Here is a 20,608-nt window from a genome sequence, read left to right on the forward strand (position 1 = left end):
CAGAGTGATAAAATATAAATTAGTTCACTGCAGGATGAGATTTTTTTGATTTATTTTGCATTTTCTTTCGATGTTAATATTAAGTGGTTGTTTTTTTTATTTAAAAACAAACCATAAAAAAAGGCAACCTAGGAGGTTGCCTGTCGATCTATTTAAGATCAAGGGGACTGCGCTAGAAGTCCCAGGGAGAATGATGAACATGAAAACAAACTCTTCGCGTTCAATAATTGGAGTTATTGAATTAAAATAAGTTCAAAAAATGAACAGCTTTATTTTGTTTTTTTGTATCATTCTCGATAAATGTTTGGATTAATTAACTAAAGCTTTTATTTTTTGTTCCAAAGATTCTGGTGTCGTTGTTGGAGCAAAGCGTTCTAATACTTGGCCTTCGGCGCTGACTAAGAACTTGGTGAAATTCCACTTAATGGATTCACTACCTAATAATCCCTTAGCTTGTTTTTTTAAAAACTTGTATAAGGGATCTGCTTTATCACCATTGACTTCGATTTTGGCGAAAAGTGGGAAATTAACCCCAAAGTTAAGTTCGCAGAATTGGCTAATTTCTGCTTCATCAGCTTGTTCTTGCTTGCCAAATTGGTTGCAAGGAAAACCGAGAACAGCAAACTTATCAGCACCATAAGTATCATAAAGCGCTTGTAGTGCTTTGTACTGTGGAGTGAAGCCACACTTACTTGCGGTATTTACTATCAGTAATACCTTACCTTTAAAATCACTCATTGAACGGCTAGTGCCGTCGATGTTGGTGACGGAATAATCATAGATAGAGTTTGATTGGCTGGTCATGGTGTTCTCCTATATTGAATATCATTAGTCTAGTGTAAAATTAAATTGTGTGCAATTTAATTTTGTCTAAATTACAGTAATTAAGCAGTCTTAAGGAGGACATCTTTGATGATTCAGTTATTATTTTCTGATTTTTATAGATAAAAATTAAATAAGATGGCTAAAGGGGTTACTGGGGAGCCAAGCTATAAAACCAAAGTTTAGTGCCCATAGTTAAGAGATTGAGTTTGAAATCACAGTTAAAAACTAAGCTTTGAAACCAGAGTAAAACGAAACCAAGCGCAGAGGCTTGGTTTATAGCGATATAAGCTTTGTTCAGCCCAGCCAGAAGTGGTTACTACTTAGCTGTTTGTGCCTGCGTCTATCGAATAACTAGCGCCTAACGCCAGCGGGATTCACGATAGCTTCTATCTGTACTGTTATCTTCTTGCTGTTGATATTGACGGCGACGATCACGAGTGCGTTTAGATTTCAAACAGGCTTGGTCATCTTGTTGCCACAAGGGGACATCTTCGTCTGATATTTCATGATGACTGATGTCATTTTCGCCCAATTCGAATTCATTAATTTCTGAATGATCAATATACGACATTAAATACCTCTGCATTGTCAGTTTTAGCACGTCATAGCGGCTAACCGCATCCTAAGAGGATAAAGTGACAATGCAGTGACAGTTTTTGGGCATTATGATGAAGGCCAAGTGAAGCTAATTTTTAATCATCCGAGCGACAAACATACCATCGCTATCGGCTTGATAGGGAAGGACAGTTAACATCTCCACTTGCACTTGAGTAAACGGGTGGGTCACGGTTTCAATTTGGAACTGAGGATGTTGGGCTAAAAATGCTTCGACGACAGCTTCGTTTTCCTGCGGGCTTATGGAGCAAGTGGCGTACACAAGATGACCGCCAACTTTTACCGCTTTGGAGGCGCGAGTTAAAATATCCAACTGCAGACTCGCTTTATCAGTAATTGCTGATTCATCATCTAACCAGCGCATATCGGGATTACGTCGCCAAGTGCCGGTACAGCTACAAGGAGCATCGACCAACACACCATCGAAATGACTTTCTGGTACTGGTAGCTCGTCGGTTTGCCAAGGTGAGAGGCTGATATTGTTGAATCCGGCGCGCAGTGCTCTTTTCTCTAGTTCGGCTAAAGGTTTACGGCGAATATCTGAGGCGACTAGGGTTCCTGTACTAGAAGCGTCTTGTTGTAACATCAAGGAGCGCAGCTGTAGGCTTTTTCCGCCAGCGCCACTGCAACAATCCCACCAATTATCATCAGGCTTAGGAGCACAAATATTACCGATAACCTGAGAGCCGAGATCTTGGATCTCAACTTTACCATCACGATAAATAGATAAGCCATTGAGATTAATGCTCTTATGGCCTAAGTTGATGCTATCGGTAAAATAGTGACTAGCCTGAGCTTGGATATCGGCAGCGCTGAGTTTAGCGATTGCTTCGTTAAATGAAATACCCTGTAAACGTCCCCAGATAGGGGGGCGAGAGCACAAAGACTCGACTAAAGCATCTTGCTCTTGGTGAGATAACTTGGGGGCATGAGACCAAAACCAAGCGGGTAATAAACGCTTAATGGCAAAATCAAGCTTGGGGAAACCCTGTTGCAACCAGTGTTGTTTGGCGACCAGTTGTGGCTCAACGTCTATTGATATTATCGACTCTAATTCTGGTCGGCCAGCAAACTGTTGCCAAGCCAAGTTGATATCTTGCCAAGTGTGCTGTTCAAGTTTTGCAGTGATAACCAAGGAGGTAAACCAGCTGCTGCTAAGGTCATACTGGTCGTTAAATTGCAGTAACCAGCCATACCAACGAAATAATGCAAACAAGGTTTCGCGTATGACACGTCGGTCCTTCGAACCGTGCTTTTTATGGGCTCGAAAATACTCGGCAATGATACGATCGGCTGGTAGTTTGCTTTGCAGCACTTGATTGAACAGTTGGCAAATAGTAATGCTATAGCTTAATGCGCGCTTTTGGGCTGGGGTGTTCGCATCAAGATTTTGATGCAGTTGTTGTATTTGCTCCTCAATCTCGCTAGCTGAAGATGTAAATGAAGATGTGTTGGAGTCGCCCATGAAAATATGCCTAGCCGAATTGGGTGTAATGAGCGCAAGTTTACCAGAAGTGTTTGCACCATGGCGACGAGATTGTCACTAGCTACAATTAAATGCAGGTATTAGCCGTTTAAAAGATAATCATACTCTCTTTACCCTAACTATTTTATTATTCGGGACATGTGTTTAGAGACTATTTCTGTTATGGTGCGGCTGAAATGAGAGGGGAGTTATGGAAAAGTACGAACAACTATTAATTTCACTGCGCCGAGTGATCCGAGCTATCGATATACATTCTCGGCAACTCAATAAACAGTCGGGGTTAACTGGGCCTCAATTGATGGTAATGCAAACCATCTCCCAGCTGGATCGGCCGTTGGCGAAAGATATTGCACAAGAGGTGGCTTTGAGTCCAGCGACCGTTGCTACCATTATTGATCGCCTCGAAGCGAGAGAGCTGGTGGTGCGGACTCGTAGTCAGTCAGATAAGCGTAAATGGCATTTGTCTCTGAGCGAGGCGGGGATTGCCATTTTGAGTGCTGCGCCTAAGCCACTACAAGATCACTTTATTAAACGTTATCAAAACCTTGAAGAGTGGGAGCAGAGTCAGTTGTTGTCAGCTGTTGAGCGTATTGCCTCTATGATGGATGCTAATGAAATTGATGCGGCCCCAGTGCTTTTGGTCGGCCATATTCAACCTGAGGATGCATAAATTGGGCTCACTTTAATTGTGAGCTAATGCAGGAACCCATGATCCATGACTCAAATTTGTACGCCGGCTAAAACGGCATTAGTGCTCGAAGGCGGTGGGCTTAGGGCTATATATACTGCTGGTGTATTGGATGCTTTACTCGAAGCAGACATTCATTTTGAGTATCTTGTCGGTGTATCAGCAGGTGCCATTTACCCTGCATCATACCTCTCCCGTCAACAAGGACGTAATCTCGAGATCCAGCAAGGCTTCTTGAGTGACAAACGCTATATGGGATTGAAGCATCTCTTGCGTGACGGCAATTATGTAAATACCGATTTTACCTATCGCCGCATGGCAAATGAATTAGTGCCTTATGATTTTGATACCTTCGCCAGCAGTGGTAGTGAGTTTAAAGTCGGTGCGTTTAATTGCCTAAGCGGCGAAACGGACTTTTTTGGTATGAAGGACTTTAGCAACCATCAGCGATTTCTTGATGTATTAATCGCCTCCAGCAGCTTACCTTTTATTTCTAAACCGACAGTGATCGACACTGTGCCCTATCTCGATGGTGGCATTGGCGCACCCATTCCTTTAGCTCAGGCGAGAAAAGATGGCTATTCGCGCCAAGTGGTGATTTTGACCCAAGAAAGTGAATACCGAAAATCAGCGTTTAAATTAAAGTGGCTTGCCAAACGGGTTTATCGCCGTTATCCCAAGGTGGCTAACGCCTTACTCGAACGCCATCAGGTTTATAATCAGGCATTAGTTGATTTAGAGAAAGCCCAAAGCCAAGGCTCGGCATTGGTGTTACAGCCTGTAACACCACTGGGGTTATCCCGATTGGAACGTGATATCAGTAAAGTCTCTGCAGTTTATTATCGTGGTGTGCAAGAGGGCAAAGCGTTTATTCCTAAATTGTTGGATTTTTTAGCTGGTGAGTAATTACACCAGCTTAATTTTTTCGTCTTTGTTAATCGATACCTTGCTTAAGCTGGTAAAGCACTATTCACCGCAATAATGGCTGGGCGTTGTTCTACTTTAGTTATCCAAGCTAATAAATGAGTGAATTTTTCATCTAAGCTAATTTCGAGTCTGGGTAGCATGGTGATGAAGGTGTAAGCTGTGATATCGGCGATAGTAAATCGTTCACCTGCGATATAAGCTTGTTGGCGAAGTTGTTTTTCTAGTGTCGGTAAAAATTCAATGACCCTAAGACGCGATTCGTGTCCCCATGCTGCTACGCAGCGCTCTCTATCTTGGTAAACTTGGGTAATATTTCTAAAGGCCTGAGTCGCATAGTTTAATCCTTGTAGTTCACAAATTCGCTGCCACATCTCTATTTGTGCCTTTTCCAGTGGAGTGTTGCCAAATAGCGATTGTTCGCTGGGATTGAGTTCATCGAAGTAGCGGCAAATTGCCACAGACTCACATAGAGTTTGACCATCATCGAGTTCCAGCAGTGGGATACGGCCATTAATACTCTTTGATTTAAACTCGGGATTAAGGTTCTCCCCGGCGCGAACATTGACAACTACTCGTTCTATTTCAATCCCCATTTCGTTGAGGAAAATATTGACACGTTTGGCATTGGGAGTAATGGCTAGTTCGTAGAGTTTCATAGGCTACTTTATCCTTAAAGTTAGTAATCGAGCTCGAGTGCAAAACAGAGATAACTCATAAGCTTATTGGTTTGTAAAAATTGTTCAGTACACCAAGTATCGAAATGTTGGCTCAATAATTGTTCCTTGCTGACAGGTTTGATAGCGATAAAATCTTTGCGCTTCAACTCTTCTAACATGGGGTGAGTTTTGTCAAAACCTTTAGGCGGTCTGATCAGACTATCACCTTGCATGGCAAAACCGGCCTTACTCAATTGAACTAAGGCTTGTTTGTAGGCATTAGGATTGTCATCAATACAGCTGCGAATTTGATTTAGTGCTTTGCTATCTGGATGCCAAATACCGGCGCCAAGAAAACAGCCCTCGTTAGCAATATGCAGATAAAGACCGGGTGCGTGGACATCTTTGCCTTGAAAGTGGCGAAATTGAATACCGACATTGATTTTATAGGGCGTCTTATCGTGGCTGAAGCGCGCATCTCTTTGTGGACGCATCAGGCTGCCGCCGACTTTTTTGGCTACTGCGGTTAATCTTGGTGATAATTGGTTAACTTGAGGCGCCATGGCTTCGATAAACCTCAGCGCCGGCGTGCGAACTTGAGCTTCATATTGGGCTTGATTGGTTTTAAACCAGTCACGGTTATTGTTGGCCTGCAGTTTGGCGAGAAAATCTAAGCACTCGGGCTTAAAAAAGGTGTTGCTTGGTTGAGTTCCGGCTTGAGGCATAATGGGTTAAGGTGAGTGAAGTCTGATTTAAAATTATCATATTCATCGCTAAAGTGTTACTCCAAAAATTCCGCGTGATTCACAGATATTCATGCAGGAGATTTGGTCGATTAGCTGTTAAAGTATTGGCCAATAAAGAGAGCTGTTAAGTAGGATAAAGAGATGAAAATTTGGGTCGATGCCGACGCTTGCCCAGGCGTAATTAAAGAGATCTTATTTCGTGCAGCGGATCGCGCTGAAGTTGAAATGACTTTAGTGGCTAATCATAGTATGCGTATTCCGCCATCGCGTTTTATTAAACTGTTGACGGTTTCGTCGGGTTTCGATGTGGCTGATGATGAAATTGTGAAGCGTCTGGATGCCGGGGATTTAGTGATCACCGCTGATATTCCCTTAGCGTCAGAAGTGATTGATAAAGGTGGCGTGGCGCTAAACCCTCGAGGGGAGTTATATAGCATCCATAATATTAAATCTATTCTCAATATGCGTGACTTTATGGATACGATGCGTGCCAGCGGAGTACAAACTGGCGGGCCCGCAGCGATTGGCCAAAGCGAAAAACAGGCTTTCGCCAATCAATTGGATAAGTTTATTACCCGCTATCACAAGCGTTAAATAATTTAATTAGCAGCTTTTCATTGGCACTTTTTAATTAATATGGGCTGCTAGCCAATCACTTCCATTTCTAGCTCAATATCGGTGCAGCCTTTTTTACAAAATACACCATATTTTCCGCGGGTTTGATTGTCGGCTGGCACGATTAATTGTAAGGGTTGCTGGCACACTTCACAGTTGGCACTTTTGCCTTTAAACAATCTTTTAATTAGATTTTTTTGCTCATTAAATGATTTTGCCGTGCTGCTATTGATGGCCGAAAAATCTAACTTCTGTGTCTTAGGGACGCTTGTATCGCTCATAATCTAAATCACTATGGGTTATTTATCTTTTGCTGAGTATATCAGCCTTATTCGGCAGCCTGCAGTGCTTATCTCTATAAATATGGCGGGTTGATCTTTCAAAACAGCAAAGAACAACACACCCGAATCATTATCAGCTTAAATTAAGCGTTAGGTGGGTTTGGTGTGTGGCTTTTGTCATTTTGTATGACGAAATATAATTAATGTTTCACCAGTGTTAATCGCTTGTTGCTGGTTGGTTGGTGTGATAGTTTGTGCTGACTATGTGGTGGAAAACACCAAAATTAGCGGCTACCTCAGACGTTAATATTGTTGTATTGGCTGTTTTGAATAGAATTCACATAAGTAACTCTAGATAAAAAATTATAATGGAGAGACCTTAATGAAACTTACGAAGTTAGCAACTACGCTAATTGCCATTGGATTAGGCATTTCTACTCAAGCTTTCGCTGATGATAACCGTTATATCATCCAAGTCGACAACGCCAACAAAGGTGTTGTTAAAGCTTTAGCCAAGCAATTAGGTGCTCAGGTCCACGTCGATGGTAATGGTTTTATTGCTGCGACCTTTAGTGGTAAAGACCTATCTCAAGTTAAAGGCTTGCTGAACAACCCTCATGTTAAGTTGGTGGAAGCGGATCAACGCCGTCACCTGATGAGTTTTAGTGACGATGCTGGTGATCCTATGACTCAGCAAGTGACTCCTTACGCTGTGTATCAATCTCAAGCTGATCAGCTTTCATTCAATAGCGCAGCCGGTATGAAAGTATGTATTATCGATTCAGGCTTAGATGCATCTAACCCTGACTTTGTGTGGAATAATATTTCTGGTGATAACGATTCTGGCACTGGTAGCTGGAACGTCAATGGGGGGCCACACGGTACCCACGTTGCAGGGACCATTGGTGCCGAAGATAACAATATAGGTGTTATCGGTATGGCACCAGGTGTGGATATGCACATTATTAAAGTCTTCAACGAAGATGGTTGGGGATACTCTTCTGATCTCGCTCATGCGACTAATTTATGTAGCGCAGCGGGTGCCAACATTATCAGTATGAGTCTTGGTGGTGGTGGTGCTAGCTCTGTTGAATCGAATGCTTTCCAAGGCTTCGTTGATGCAGGGGGACTCGTGGTTGCTGCTGCGGGTAACGATGGCAATAATGTCCGTTCTTATCCAGCCGGTTATTCTTCGGTAATGATGGTCGGTGCTAACGATGCCAACAACGATATTGCCGATTTCTCGCAATTCCCTTCTTGTACAACAGGTCGTGGTAAAAAAGCGACTACCGATGAAACCATTTGTGTTGAAGTTACTGCGGGTGGTGTAGATACGCTGTCAACTTATCCTGCAGGTATGGCGACATCGGCTGCATTGACGGTTGATGGTGGCTTTATTGCTAGCAGTGCAATGGAAAATTCGGGTAATGCTTCAGGAAATACCTATTACATGGGCATTGCTGATACAACTGATACAGGTGCTAACGGTAACATTTGTGTTATCGATCGCGGCACAATTTCATTCCATGACAAAGTAGCTAACTGTGAGGCCTCTGGTGGTATAGGTGCTATCGTGATTAATAACGAATCAGGCATGCTATACGGTACTCTAGGTGACACCAATACCACTTCTATTCCAGCGGTTGGTGCAGCATTTGAAGATCGCGCGGCTATCCTAGCAGCGTCGACTGCTACTGTGAATATTGGTACTGCTGATTATGGTTTTATGAGTGGTACATCTATGGCTACGCCAGCGGTATCAGGTGTTGCGGCATTGGTATGGTCTAACCATAATGAATGTACGGGTAGTGAGATCCGTGAGGCTCTTAAAGCTACAGCCATGGACAGCGGTGCTTCAGGTCACGATGAGTACTTCGGTTACGGTATCGTTCAGGCAGCGGCTGCAGATGCTTACCTGACAGCTAATGGCTGTGCTGGTGGCGATAACGGTGGTGATACTGGCGGTGAAACGGGTGGTGACTTCACTATCTCTGCTAATGGTTATAAGAGTAGAGGTGTTAAAAACGTTGACTTAACCTTCAGCGGAGCAGCAGGGGCTAGTGTTGATGTTTATCGTGATGGCAGTCAAATTGCGACCACTTCAGCAAGCACTACTTATGCTGACGTTATTAATACTAAAGGTGGCGGAAGCTATACTTACAAAGCATGTGATGCGGGTACTTCAACCTGTACTGCGGATGTAACGGTAGTCTTTTAATCTTTAATATAAGATAAAAAACGCAGCTTATGCTGCGTTTTTTTATGGCTGACGCTTAAGCTTGTTGCAGCTAAATAAGTGTGTGAAACTTGTTAGATTAAATGATAACTAATATTAGATAATGACAGCAGATCAAAAGCCTAAGTTAGATAATGATTCGGCACTCGCGCAGGCCAGTGATGAAGTAAAGTTGGCGGTAGATTTAATCTATCTGCTGGAAACTCACGGAATTGAGCCCAAAGTTGCATTAGCTGCGCTGGAAATCGTAAAGCAGGATTTAGTCAACAAACTGGCGATAAACTGATAGGTATAAACATCATTGTTAATCTTCCATCGATCCTCAATGAAAAGCCACTGCTTGTCGCGGTGGCTTTTTTGTTGAAGTATCTGATAAGCAATACTGGAACCATACTGGGTATGAGTACAGAGAGCTTATTTTAACGTACTTATTTTAACTACCTTGTTTTCGCACTAAGCTTGCAAAGCTCGGAACTTAGCAACTGAGTTTGATTACCTTGTTCATCTTGAAGCAAATATTGTTTTCCCTGCATCAGAAGCTGCACGTTTGTTGGTATGGTCAAGGTTCGTCCCATGACCAGTTGGCCGTTAGCATCTCGATGTTGTTTGCGCTCCAATGTCAGTCGGTTAGATTGGGTAAAAGCATCACTGGCAATTGTGACTTGTTCTACGTCGAGCAATAGGGCTATGGCCTGTTGTAACTCCGCCGTGCAAGCGGGGTTTGGCTTGATGATGAGCCCAGGTTTAAGCGGTTGTGGGCTACTTTCTGCCTGCAATGAACAGTCTGAAAGTAGCAATACCAACCCTAACGAGGCGATGAGTGTGCGATGAAAACTCATATTCACCTCGGGTTATTGACTCAAAATACGACTATTTTTAAGCACAGTCTGCATACGAGTATCTTGCAAGATAAAACCTTGATCAACGAACTGGGTTTGAGTGGGCATTTTGGCGATACTTCGAGTGCCCGCTGGGCAACTGGCGTTATCACGATAATAGAGTGCGGCCGATAATAAGCGTTCGTTGGGGTCACCCAAAGCATGTTCAAAGTCATCACTTAACTGACATCCCTGAATTTCACTCTCTAAAGTTGGACTTTGACTCGGCATAAAGCCATCTGAGTAATCGCCAAAACCTTTGTTATTTTCGCCTCTAAATTGTACTGAGAAATATGTTTCACCGCAGTTCGGTGTTGGATAGAAGCCATAAGGCTTACCACAGGTGGTAGACCCGAGTTGAATCACCTCGATATCAATTCCCCTTAGGCTATTGATAATAGCCTCACTGGCCGAACAGGTATCATCAGTCGTGAGCACATAGACACGTTTTAAATCCAATGTAGGCAAGGCTTGTCCTGAAGACAACAGTGAAGTGTTGAAACCCAAGGTTGAGTTGTAAAACGGCATCGGAGATAAGGTTTCACCGGTGACAGGATTAGTGGTTGGATACTTGTCGTTAAAGGTGCTCAATTCGAAAATTTTGTTTTGAGTGGCCTGAGATCCTGCAACCATGTAAGCCATTTGACTAGCCATGGCCAGCAGTCCTCCGCCGTTATAACGTAGGTCGAGTACCAGATCGCTAACTCCAGTATTCTTAAGGGAGGTGATAGCGTCAAACAAGCCACGTTCGGCGGTGGCAATATGCGAGTTAAATTGCATATAACCTACGTTGCCCGAAGTAGTGCTGAGCGTTTTCACATTTTGTACCGGTGTCGAAGTTACTGTTTGCGCGGTGAGCGTTACATTGCGCACTTGAGTAGCTCCTAAATCGAGAATACCGAATAGGGTTTGTTGTCCATCTTCATCGGGGAATAAACCGTTATTTAAGATGGCGATGGAGTCACTGTCATTCGCATCTTTAACACTAACGCCATCGATACTGACAATTATTGCGCCGCGCTCAATACTGGCATCTGTCGCTGGTGAGTTAGGTTCGCTATAGGTAATTGTCACTTGCCTATCTGTGGTTGCACTGGCTTGTTGTAGGTAAATATTAAAGCCGTAGCCAACAGAAGCCCCTGATTGGTTTAATGCTTCCCACTCGCTGGTAGGCATGGAAAAGTGGAATTGATCTTTAAGATTGCCCGTAGGGGAGAGTTCAGTGGTTTTTAACAGATCGAAATACTCTAAGACACTATATGGTGTAGGGTCGGTATCGATAATCTCGTCATACCAAAGATAAGTGTCATTACTCCAAGAGCGTAACCAAAGCTTCTCGTTAAGCGCGAAGTTACTGTTGCTTGCTTCACACTGTCCAGCAAAGGTGCTGTAGGGGGCAAACTCTCCTTGAACCCAAGTCAACTCCTCTTTGTTATCGCTACTGGAACCGCCACAAGCCGTTAAAATCAGCGTGCTGGCAAGAAAACCACCAAGTTGAGACAAGCGAAAAAACGTCATAATCAATCCTTGTAAATTAGTATTTTTCATCCACAAGTGGAGAACCGCTAACTGCTGGTTTGATAACCAATAAAACAATTCTATAACAGATGCTTAATCAATGTCAGTCTTGACGTCAGTCAAATTAATAAATTATTCCTAAGGGGAAAAATACGTAATTTATTGCATTATGCTGCTGGGTGATTAAAGTAAATAGTTTAGAAGTCACAGGTACTTAGGTTTAATTCACAAATACCTAGGTTTAATTTAAAGGTATAAGAGATCTATGCCATATTCGATGCTTGATATTATCGCTGTCGTTTGTTTTTTTACTTGCTGGGTGGGTTATGCCCGTTTTGCTCGCAAAAAGGCAAAGACCACTAACTGTATTGCCAAGTGCTTGCATCAGCATCGAATTCACTGGATGTACCAATTGCTGAGTCGAGAGGTTCGGGTTTCCGAGGCCGCACTGTTAGCCAACCTTGAGCGTAACATCACTTTTTTTGCTTCTACTACTATGCTGGTACTTGCCGGTGTATTGACTCTTTTTGCTCAAGTTGAGCGTTTAGAAGAGGTGATAGCATCGATCCCGTTAACTGCGCCACCTGTGCATTTACTTATACAGTTAAAATTGGGTTTACTGACTTTCATTTTCGTGATGGCATTTTTCCAATTTACCTGGTCTATGCGTCAATATGGTTTTTTAAATGTGATGATTGGTGCTACGCCGGTAGATAAGACGGGTGATGACCTTGAGCTAAAACAATACGCTGAACAAATGGCAACGGTACAAGATCAGGCTGCACATACCTATAACTATGGTTTGCGCTCTTATTATTTCTCTATGGCTGTGTTGTGCTGGTTCTTCCACCCTCTATTATTTATTTTGGCCAGTTTAGTGGTGGTATATACCTTGTTCCGGCGTGAGTTTAAATCCAAAGCTGTCGTGGCGATTACTGCAGGTATGCAGATTTTGGATGCCAAACAGCAACGTCGTGACAGTGCAAAAGTATAAATGTAAGTACTCGAATGGTAATTCAATAAGTTAGGGAGAGTGAGTGGTATGGATTACAACTTATTGCATAATTTAGTGGTGATGGCCAAGAGTTCTACACTGAAACAAGCTGCAGCTAAACTAATGCGCTCGGAAGGTGCGGTCAGTAAAGACTTAGCCAAGTTAAGAGAGCAGTTGCAGGATCCATTAATCTCCCGTATCGAGGGTAAAAATCAGTTAAGCCCTTTTATGCGGGAATTGCTGCCCAAGTTAGAGCAAGGTTTTTCGCAGCTCGACAATACCTTGTTACCCAGTGAGTTTGTTGCAAGTGAATTCACTGGCAGAATTACGTTGGCTTTGAATAGCCACCTTTTTGAAATATATGGTAAAAAAATTTATCAGCAGCTCAAGCTTGAGTTTCCTCAAGCTTTGTTCACGATACGTAATTGGGGCGCAGATACTGAAAAAGGCCTACTTAACGAAGAGGTTGATATTGGTTTTCATCTATTTAATCAAGAAAGAAGTCAGAGTATCCGGCAGTTATCGATTAAAAATATTCATTTAGCTATAGTGTCGAGTGCAAAACATCCCGTATCTTCACTCGACGATCTTAAACAGCGCACCATGGTTATTTCAAATATTCCGGGGTGGAATGAAAACCGCAGAGTGTTTTTAGAAGCGCTACAGTCTAACGGCTATAGTATTAAAAATAAGCTAGTTGTCGATAAATTTGCTATCGCCAAAGAACTGATTTTTGAAAGCGATTTGGTGATGATCGCGCCTGTTGAGTTATTCGATCTTTCCGGAGGCTTTGCTACCTTAGCTATCCCTGAAAGTGTGATAAATCATAGTTTAAAGCTTTGTATCAACATTAAAGCTAATTTTATGAACTCAACTCGGCATAAAACCATCATTTCAGCTATTCAAAAGAGTGTTGCCGATAGTTAAATTTATGCCGTTAATACCGCCTGTTTATAGTTCATCAGTGCCACGAATGATTGACTGTTGAATTTCTTCAGTAATCTTACTTTATAAGTGCTTATGGTTTTTTCACTCAGGAATAACTTGGCAGAAATCTGTTTGTTGGTTAAGCCTTTCGATAAATAAAGGAATACGAGTTTTTCGCGTTTTGACAGCTTACGCATATCTTGTAGATCATCTGGCTTAAACAACATGAAACCGGCTAAAAGACAATTGACCGCACTCATAATTTCATTTGCCGTAGAATGCTTACTAATGAAGCCTTTTGCACCAAACTCCTGTGATAAAGAGGGAGCCAATTTACAGTTACCATTGGAGTAACATAGTACTTTGCAGTTAGGTTGAGATGTGACGATTTTATTGATCAATTGGAAGCCGTCATAGTTCTCAATATCTGATTCGAGGATCGCCAGATCGAATGATTGTTCAGTTAGTTTCTTGGTTGCTTCAGCGATAGATTTTGTTGGGACCACGATCGCATCTGGATATTGTTGTTTGACGATATTCCCAAGCTCTATTTGAAGTAACGGGTTTGGCTCGACAATTAATAAATTGATGTGAGTTAGCTGTGTTGGCATGGTGGCATCTCCTAATAGGTGTTGTAAAAGATGCTATCAGGTAGGAATTGTCTTTTAGGAAAACCGACATTTCCTACAAGTGTAGGAGCTGGTTATACCAGTAGTCAGCCCGTTTAATTTATTGTTAGTAAAAGGATTATAAAATAAGGCATTTTTTACTTTTATGAATGTAAAGGCGAGTCAGAATCTTATAGCAATGTAGTCCTACAATTGTTCGTCGTAAGACATAAAGGTTTAGACTCTGTTTGTTGGCTTTAGATGTGACAATGCCAGTCAGCTTGATAATAAGTTGACTGGCATTGGTACGATAAACAAGGCTCTGTTTGTCGTTTGATGATGCTTTGTATAGGCATAGAGGCAGAATGAAGACTTCTTAAACTCTGTAGCCTGTTATCCCTTTATCTGTTTATAGCTGGCTTTTATCGGTTGCCTTGTGGGCTTGCTGATGATTATTTGCCTTGTCGACATACAATAACTTATCAGCTCGATTGAGAGCGACGTCTAGCGATTCTCCATCTTGTAATTCAGTGAAGCCGGCACTAATTTTGATATGGATATTCATAATATCGAGCTTATCAGACTGTACCGCTATTTTGATTCGTTGAGTCAAGGATTCAGCCGCCTTTAGGTCTGAACGCAGAATAACCACAAACTCATCGCCACCAGTTCTAAAGGCGACATCGGTGTTTCGAGTACAATCAGAAATTGTATTGGCGATATGCTGAATGGCCGCATCACCCACTGCGTGGCCATATTGATCGTTAACGCTCTTGATACCATCGCCATCGATAACTATGACACTTAATTTTCCACCTTCTTTTAAGTGTTTTTGGTTGTCATTCAAAAACTCAGTACTATCAAAATATTGCCTGTTATATAGGTTTGTCAGTGGATCGTTATAAGTAATACTTTGTAATTTAACATTGTTTTTCCGCTGCTCTAATAAATTGAATATACTAAAAAATAGAACAAATAGGGTGACAAACAACAACTTCACACCATCTAACTTTTCGCGGATTAACGAGGTATAAGGTGTGAAAATCGTCAAGGTGAGGTTATTTCCGATTAAGTGAGTTTTGGTATAGGAAAAACGTTCACCAAACAGCGCTTTTTTATCCACAAATTTGAGATTGCTCACTGAGCTGTCTAAATCAGCCCCTTTTAAAAGTGTTACATCATGAGAGCGATATATTAAGGCATCAGCCAGGTTGACCTTAACTGCTAATTTTCCTATGAAGATGTTGGTTTCATTCTTGAAAATGGGAAACTCGATGTTGATGGTGCCATTATCGTTATAGCTGGTCATAAAGTTTGACTGACTGATATGGGACGGTATTAGCGAGATTTCGCGTTGACACTTTTCTAATTGCCAGCATTTATCCGACTTAAGATCTTGCTGAAAATCATTACTATGGCTCAACCCGGTTAGCTTATATCTGATGAATTGATTGCCGCTATCGGGCAGGTATTCATCTAAATAGAAGTCGAGATTAGAGAGGTTGTAAAAGGAAAACTGTTTTTTGTTTCTTAAGTCGAGTGCGGTGCTATGGAAATCATACCCTTGATCTTTGTTATTAACCTCCAATAGGTCGGCAGCGATAATGCGTTTGAGTCTGGCATTATCGACGATGAATTTGAAAATGACTGCGGTTCTGTCATTGCTTTTTTCTAGCTGGTAATCTTCACTGCTCATGGCTTTGATGAAGAAATAGACAGCGACAAAACTGGACAGAATGAGCGCAAGGATAAAAGAGAGAATCAATTTTTTTATCATATCAATTAATCTGTAATGGCTTTGAAACTAGTTAATTCGATAATGTTGTTCACATTATATTTAGTTAAAATTCGTGTCTTATAGGTCGATACCGTCTTAGGACTGATACTAAGATTTAAAGCAATATCCTTATTTTTAAGCCCATTGATTAACATAGAGGCAATTTCAGATTCCCTTTTAGATAAGAAGCTATTTTCTTTATTTAATTTGAAGAAGTTATAACCACACATGATGGTTTGAATCGCTCTGCTTACAGAGCTAGTATGCTGATTTTTATCAATAAACCCGCTCATGCCGATTTTTAATGCCGCTTCAGACAGCAAGGGATTATCATTTGCCGAAATACATAAAGAGTGGCCTTGGAAGTTGAGCTTTTTTAATTGAGTGAACAACTGGAAGCCGTTACCAGTAGTGCAGCCGAGATCCGCATCGACAATAATAAAATTGGGATTTGTTGATTGATATTGTTGTAGTGCTTCCTGGTAGTTTCCAGCACAGATGACTTTTGCTATATAGGTTTCCTTTTCCAACAGCAGCTGTAATGCCGTACAAACTAAAGGATGGTCATCAACAACTAGGACTGTCAGTTGCTTATTCATTTATCCATTTCTCCCTGCGAATGTTTGTATATTCAAAGCCGGCATCGGCCTACCGGTATAAAACCCTTGGCATTTATCAATACCAATTTCTTTTAAGTGTTCTAATGTTTCTCGGTTCTCTACGCCTTCTGCGACGATCGATAACCCTAATCGTTTACCAAGCGCTATAGACATCTGAGTTACTGTATCTGTGGTGTTATTTTCGAGGCAGGTCGACACAAAACTGCGATCGATTTTGAGCTCACAGAAGGGGTAGCTGATGAGTTTTTGTAGCGAAGAGAAACCAGTGCCGAAGTCATCAATTGATAATTTGATTTTGTGGTAACGCAGATTGCAGAGGTTGGTCAGCATCTGTAGTGATTCTATGTAGGCATCAGATTCCGTTAGCTCAATCGTTAGCATTGATTTATCGAAATCATATTGGTTAGTGATATCAATTATGGTATCGATCAAGGAGTCTGACTCTAAACATCTCTGACTGATGTTTACAGACAACTGACACTCGATTTTGTGACTTTTGCAGTCGATAATGGCATTACGTAAGACGGTTTCAAATAGCGTTATATCGACATCTTCATCTTGGCAAAAATGTAAAAACTCATAGGGCGATAAAATACCATATACAGGGTGATTCCATCTGACCAGTGCCTCAACGCCCAGCAGTTCACCATCATCGAGTGAAACTTGTGGTTGATAGTAGTTGATGATATCACCTTGAGTTAAGGCAGATTTGAAATCGTTTGCTGAGATTATTTTACATTTGTTATCGCGCTTAATATTTATACATTGGCAGCGGTGCAGTTTGTCGATTAATTCTTTCAATATCGATTTGCTGCAAGGCTTAGGTAAGACTTCAAATAAACCAAATGAAAGATGAGCACTCATAGATTTAATGAGTTCAATCATAGGTTTATCCATAGATGTTGTGATAATCAAATTGCTACTATTATTATGTTGCTTTAAGAATGACAGTAATTCTATGCCATTGATCTTTGGCATATTGATATCAGTTAAAATAAGGTCGTACTGATTTTCTACGATGAATGAGATTGCCTCTTCTCCATCACAGGCTTCCGTTATATTGTAATAACCCAGCTCATTAAGCATAGTTGAGTAGGCTGCACGTTGGAACGGGCAGTCTTCTATGTTTAATATATTAATGGCTTTGGTATCTGACATCAGTTTAAGACCTGTCTATAACTTCAAGCATATCTTGAATTGTTTCAATTAAAATAATAGTCATAATGAATGTACTGTTTTCGTTATGATCAACCTTGCTAAAGTCTTCAACTTCTTTGCAGTATTGAGTTATTAATGTAGATTCAGCAATACTCGAAGAACCTTTTATTTTGTGAATCAATCTTAATGTTTTTGTGAATTCATTTTCTTTAATGTGATTTTTTAGCAGTATTACATCTTGTGACATCATGACTCTAAATGTTTTTGTTAACTTTTTCGCATCAACTTTATTGAACTCTGAAAGCTTAGGTGTTAACCCATCAGGAACATGCTGTTGTAATTTGGCAGTGCGGAAAAATTTTCTGCTACTTAATAAATTTACTGTCATCCAGTTTAATAAGTGATTGTATAATTCACTGGGTTTTCTTTCAGTATCCTGACTTTTTAAATAAATAAATTTTTTTTCATCTATATCGTCTGCTCTAATGAAATTGCCATCACAAGAGTGTTGAACTAATGATATGGTAATATTTCTGCCGCAGTTTTTAGTATACTTTGTTTCGATACCAATAGACTCAAGCATGTGTTTAAACATGTTTGATAGTTTGGTGTTTTCGCCAGTAACGACGGCAGTGACTCTAGGCCACAGGCTTAATGTAGCTACTCTTGACTGATAGTTTATTTTCATTGGTAACTTGATTTTAAATACAGTTGAACCACTAGAATGATGGCAGAGTTAATGACTAGGTCAGTTTATGAGAGGATTTTGAATTAATATTAGTTTGTCGTCAATTTACAATAAATTACTCACATAGATTAATTTATTTAAAATCAGTCTCTTGTTGTTCTTGTAGGTTAATTCTTACAATAAAATCAGTATTAGGTTATTTGCTGGTTTATGATGTGGATGTTTTTGTAGGAATTACCTTACTTTATTTGTCTAACTTGTGTAATAGATAATTTTAAGTCAGCGGTGGTATTATTTTCTTATTGTGTAAAGTCGGTTAAGTATACGATTAAATATAGTCAATTTATTATATATTTTCATCATTGTAGGTAAAGAGAATTTGAGGTTTTTTTGATTTATAATCGAGTGGCATGCCTATGCTTCATATTGGGATTGTTTATTACTTTGGTCATTATGTTGACCGAGTGGGAGCATTCAAACTATGAGTTTGAAGAAGTTTATAATAAGCAATCAACTGCTGTGATGCACTCTTCAGAAGATATGTTTTTTCAACATAAAATACTGATTGATTCTATTCAATCGTTTTTTAATGCTTCGGAAACGGTCTCTTTAGGTGAGTTTCAAATTTTTACTAAAGAATTGCTTAAAATGAAATCAGCGGTTGCTCTTACTTTATCATCTGATATGAAAGTGAAATATATCTCCGATCCTGATTTTAAGAATGACATTGATAATATTCATTTAAGTACTGATTTTAATGGCATGCCTTTAGTGGCCTTGCCACGCTATAGTTTTATGACGCTAGCGATCGATGAACCCAATATGCCCTATTTGGTGTATGCGATATCACATCAGCGTATGCAAGAGAGGATGGATAAAGATAGCAGTATTTGTATCTCCTACCATCATGAAGACCAAGTAATGGAAAGTGCTAACTGCCAAGCTATACGTTCGGGCTTTTTGTTCTCTTGGTTCTATTACTCTGATGTGGTGTATTTTCCAGCGACAGAGCATTTTAGCGCTTATTCGCTAAAGACTGAATATGCGGTTCCTACGCGAGAGGTTATTCGATTAAGTTTGATTTTATTTATGACCGCATTTTTAGGTTTAGCTTGTTCAATTTTATGGTTTTTTAAGGTAAGAAATACCAGTCTGATGAAAGAGGTTAAAATTGAAAATCGTTCCAAAATCGCGCTTCTATCTAGTATTAATCATGAGATTAGAACTCCGATCAATGCTTTGGTTGGCTATAGTCAGCAGCTGCGTGATGAAGCCCATTTGACAGCATCACAATCAAGCATTATTGGCAAAATGATCTGGTCGGCTAATCTGCTGAATTCGGTTGCAGAAAATACCTTAAATTACAGTAAGGCGGAAACTGGAACCTTAGAACTGAATAGCGATAGAGTTAACATTCGTGATTATTTAAATAATATTGAACAATATTATCAATCGTTTAGCTACAGTGCTGATAAGTATTTAGTCGTTAATTATAGTGACGATTTAGCTAACTTTTTGGAGCTAGACAGTGCGAAGCTGTTTCAATTGATCACCAATATTATTAATAATGCCTTCAAATACAGTACAGAGAGTCGCATTGAACTGCATGTGGATTATGTACAAGACAAGGGCGTTTGTCAGAGTCAACCAGGTTTCCTTCGGGTTTATATTCGTGATTTTGGTGAAGGGATGACCAAACAGGCTAAAGGAGTATTGGATCGTCCGTTTATTCAAGCCGATAATCTTATCGCTCAGCCGCAATCGGGTATCGGCCTAGGTTTATACACCTGTAAGCGTATTGTCTCCTTGATTGGAGGGCGATTTAGACTAAGTAGCTGTAGAGGCAACGGCACTAAGGTGTTATTTAGGTTTCCCTGTCGCCGTTTAACTAAGAATCCTCAGCTATCTAAAGCCTTAATTGAGAAGCCTGTATTATTAGTCGATGATAATCGGTTTAATTTGGAGGCGGCTAAAGCGTTGTTAGCGAAAAACCAGATAGCGGCAGTGGGAGTTGATACCGCGTCAGAGGCATTAGCGTTGCAGGCTGAATTACAGCCTAAAGTGGTGATTGTCGATTATCGTTTAGCTGAAACCGACGGCCTAAGTTTGATCCGCCAAATGAAATTGGCTTGCAATGATAGCTCGGTACGTTATTTCATTTTATCGGCCAATGATAAGAGTGAGATACTCGATCACCATCTATATTCGGATGTGTGCTTTTTGCAAAAGCCATTAAATATGGGCTTATTTAGAAGCCAATTGATGACAGGTTGCTGCCCAAACTGTATGTAACTTTATAGACATATGATTAAAAAACCGCTTATTTATTAGGCGGTTTTTTATTTCTTTATGAAGAACGGACTTT

The 20,608-nt window shown here is 40.7% G+C and carries 21 protein-coding genes; 8 read left to right on the forward strand and 13 right to left on the reverse strand.

Annotated elements, in window-relative coordinates:
* Positions 1-309: 309 nt before the first annotated feature.
* The 3 genes from L1D21_RS03775 to L1D21_RS03785 form a co-directional block, all read right to left on the reverse strand.
* Positions 310-804, reverse strand: a complete 495-nt coding sequence (locus L1D21_RS03775) for a glutathione peroxidase (protein WP_239843887.1) — start codon at positions 802-804, stop codon at positions 310-312.
* A gap of 379 nt (positions 805-1,183) precedes the next feature.
* Positions 1,184-1,396: a hypothetical protein gene (locus L1D21_RS03780; RefSeq protein WP_239843888.1), complete on the reverse strand. Its 213-nt coding sequence runs from the start codon at positions 1,394-1,396 to the stop codon at positions 1,184-1,186.
* A 114-nt stretch (positions 1,397-1,510) separates the two neighbouring features.
* Positions 1,511-2,905 carry an RsmB/NOP family class I SAM-dependent RNA methyltransferase gene (locus tag L1D21_RS03785; protein WP_239843889.1) on the reverse strand — a complete coding sequence of 465 codons (1,395 nt, stop codon included), beginning with the start codon at positions 2,903-2,905 and terminating at the stop codon, positions 1,511-1,513.
* A gap of 211 nt (positions 2,906-3,116) precedes the next feature.
* Here L1D21_RS03785 and L1D21_RS03790 point away from each other — a divergent pair, with 211 nt between their 5' ends.
* Together L1D21_RS03790 and L1D21_RS03795 are read left to right on the forward strand one after the other, a co-directional pair.
* Positions 3,117-3,596: a MarR family transcriptional regulator gene (locus L1D21_RS03790; RefSeq protein WP_239843890.1), complete on the forward strand. Its 480-nt coding sequence runs from the start codon at positions 3,117-3,119 to the stop codon at positions 3,594-3,596.
* Positions 3,597-3,641: 45 nt separating this feature from the next.
* Complete coding sequence (locus tag L1D21_RS03795; protein ID WP_239843891.1) at positions 3,642-4,520, forward strand: patatin family protein; 879 nt, start codon at positions 3,642-3,644, stop codon at positions 4,518-4,520.
* A 44-nt stretch (positions 4,521-4,564) separates the two neighbouring features.
* Here the strand turns inward: L1D21_RS03795 and L1D21_RS03800 are convergent, their stop codons facing one another.
* Both L1D21_RS03800 and L1D21_RS03805 read right to left on the reverse strand, forming a co-directional pair.
* Positions 4,565-5,197 carry a glutathione S-transferase gene (locus tag L1D21_RS03800; protein ID WP_239843892.1) on the reverse strand — a complete coding sequence of 211 codons (633 nt, stop codon included), beginning with the start codon at positions 5,195-5,197 and terminating at the stop codon, positions 4,565-4,567.
* A 20-nt stretch (positions 5,198-5,217) separates the two neighbouring features.
* Complete coding sequence (locus tag L1D21_RS03805) at positions 5,218-5,922, reverse strand: DUF2461 domain-containing protein (protein ID WP_239843893.1); 705 nt, start codon at positions 5,920-5,922, stop codon at positions 5,218-5,220.
* Positions 5,923-6,084: 162 nt separating this feature from the next.
* Between L1D21_RS03805 and L1D21_RS03810 the strand changes: the two genes are divergently transcribed.
* Entirely contained in the window at positions 6,085-6,537 is a 453-nt protein-coding gene (locus tag L1D21_RS03810; protein ID WP_239843894.1) for a YaiI/YqxD family protein, read from the forward strand.
* A gap of 50 nt (positions 6,538-6,587) precedes the next feature.
* Here L1D21_RS03810 and L1D21_RS03815 read toward each other — a convergent pair whose 3' ends face one another.
* Positions 6,588-6,839, reverse strand: coding sequence for a hypothetical protein (locus tag L1D21_RS03815; protein WP_239843895.1), 252 nt, complete (start codon positions 6,837-6,839; stop codon positions 6,588-6,590).
* Between the two features lie 382 nt (positions 6,840-7,221).
* On the opposite strand from L1D21_RS03815, the gene L1D21_RS03820 reads away from it, so the two are divergent.
* Both L1D21_RS03820 and rsmS read left to right on the forward strand, forming a co-directional pair.
* Positions 7,222-9,057: a S8 family serine peptidase gene (locus L1D21_RS03820; protein WP_239843896.1), complete on the forward strand. Its 1,836-nt coding sequence runs from the start codon at positions 7,222-7,224 to the stop codon at positions 9,055-9,057.
* Positions 9,058-9,178: 121 nt separating this feature from the next.
* Complete coding sequence (rsmS, locus tag L1D21_RS03825; RefSeq protein WP_239843897.1) at positions 9,179-9,361, forward strand: pleiotropic regulatory protein RsmS; 183 nt, start codon at positions 9,179-9,181, stop codon at positions 9,359-9,361.
* Positions 9,362-9,512: 151 nt separating this feature from the next.
* Here the strand turns inward: rsmS and L1D21_RS03830 are convergent, their stop codons facing one another.
* Together L1D21_RS03830 and L1D21_RS03835 are read right to left on the reverse strand one after the other, a co-directional pair.
* Positions 9,513-9,914, reverse strand: coding sequence for a hypothetical protein (locus tag L1D21_RS03830; RefSeq protein ID WP_239843898.1), 402 nt, complete (start codon positions 9,912-9,914; stop codon positions 9,513-9,515).
* A 12-nt stretch (positions 9,915-9,926) separates the two neighbouring features.
* The gene (locus L1D21_RS03835; protein ID WP_239843899.1) at positions 9,927-11,471 is read right to left on the reverse strand and encodes a S41 family peptidase; all 1,545 of its coding nucleotides are present in this window, start codon (positions 11,469-11,471) and stop codon (positions 9,927-9,929) included.
* Positions 11,472-11,736: 265 nt separating this feature from the next.
* On the opposite strand from L1D21_RS03835, the gene L1D21_RS03840 reads away from it, so the two are divergent.
* Together L1D21_RS03840 and L1D21_RS03845 are read left to right on the forward strand one after the other, a co-directional pair.
* Positions 11,737-12,465 carry a DUF599 domain-containing protein gene (locus L1D21_RS03840; protein WP_239843900.1) on the forward strand — a complete coding sequence of 243 codons (729 nt, stop codon included), beginning with the start codon at positions 11,737-11,739 and terminating at the stop codon, positions 12,463-12,465.
* A gap of 48 nt (positions 12,466-12,513) precedes the next feature.
* Positions 12,514-13,392: a LysR family transcriptional regulator gene (locus L1D21_RS03845; protein ID WP_239843901.1), complete on the forward strand. Its 879-nt coding sequence runs from the start codon at positions 12,514-12,516 to the stop codon at positions 13,390-13,392.
* A gap of 2 nt (positions 13,393-13,394) precedes the next feature.
* Here L1D21_RS03845 and L1D21_RS03850 read toward each other — a convergent pair whose 3' ends face one another.
* From L1D21_RS03850 to L1D21_RS03870, 5 genes are all read right to left on the reverse strand, one after another.
* Positions 13,395-14,003: a response regulator transcription factor gene (locus L1D21_RS03850; protein ID WP_239843902.1), complete on the reverse strand. Its 609-nt coding sequence runs from the start codon at positions 14,001-14,003 to the stop codon at positions 13,395-13,397.
* 406 nt (positions 14,004-14,409) lie between these two features.
* Positions 14,410-15,777, reverse strand: a complete 1,368-nt coding sequence (locus L1D21_RS03855; RefSeq protein WP_239843903.1) for a GGDEF domain-containing protein — start codon at positions 15,775-15,777, stop codon at positions 14,410-14,412.
* A gap of 5 nt (positions 15,778-15,782) precedes the next feature.
* Positions 15,783-16,376, reverse strand: coding sequence for a response regulator transcription factor (locus L1D21_RS03860; RefSeq protein ID WP_239843904.1), 594 nt, complete (start codon positions 16,374-16,376; stop codon positions 15,783-15,785).
* On the reverse strand, positions 16,377-17,555 hold the full coding sequence (locus L1D21_RS03865) for an EAL domain-containing protein (RefSeq protein WP_239843905.1): 1,179 nt from the start codon (positions 17,553-17,555) through the stop codon (positions 16,377-16,379).
* Positions 17,556-17,559: 4 nt separating this feature from the next.
* The gene (locus L1D21_RS03870; protein ID WP_239843906.1) at positions 17,560-18,243 is read right to left on the reverse strand and encodes an Hpt domain-containing protein; all 684 of its coding nucleotides are present in this window, start codon (positions 18,241-18,243) and stop codon (positions 17,560-17,562) included.
* 648 nt (positions 18,244-18,891) lie between these two features.
* Here L1D21_RS03870 and L1D21_RS03875 point away from each other — a divergent pair.
* Positions 18,892-20,535, forward strand: coding sequence for an ATP-binding protein (locus tag L1D21_RS03875; protein WP_239843907.1), 1,644 nt, complete (start codon positions 18,892-18,894; stop codon positions 20,533-20,535).
* Positions 20,536-20,608 lie beyond the last annotated feature (73 nt).

Origin of the sequence: Shewanella sp. Isolate11 (genome assembly GCF_022398315.1) — a bacterium.
Lineage (GTDB): Bacteria > Pseudomonadota > Gammaproteobacteria > Enterobacterales > Shewanellaceae > Shewanella.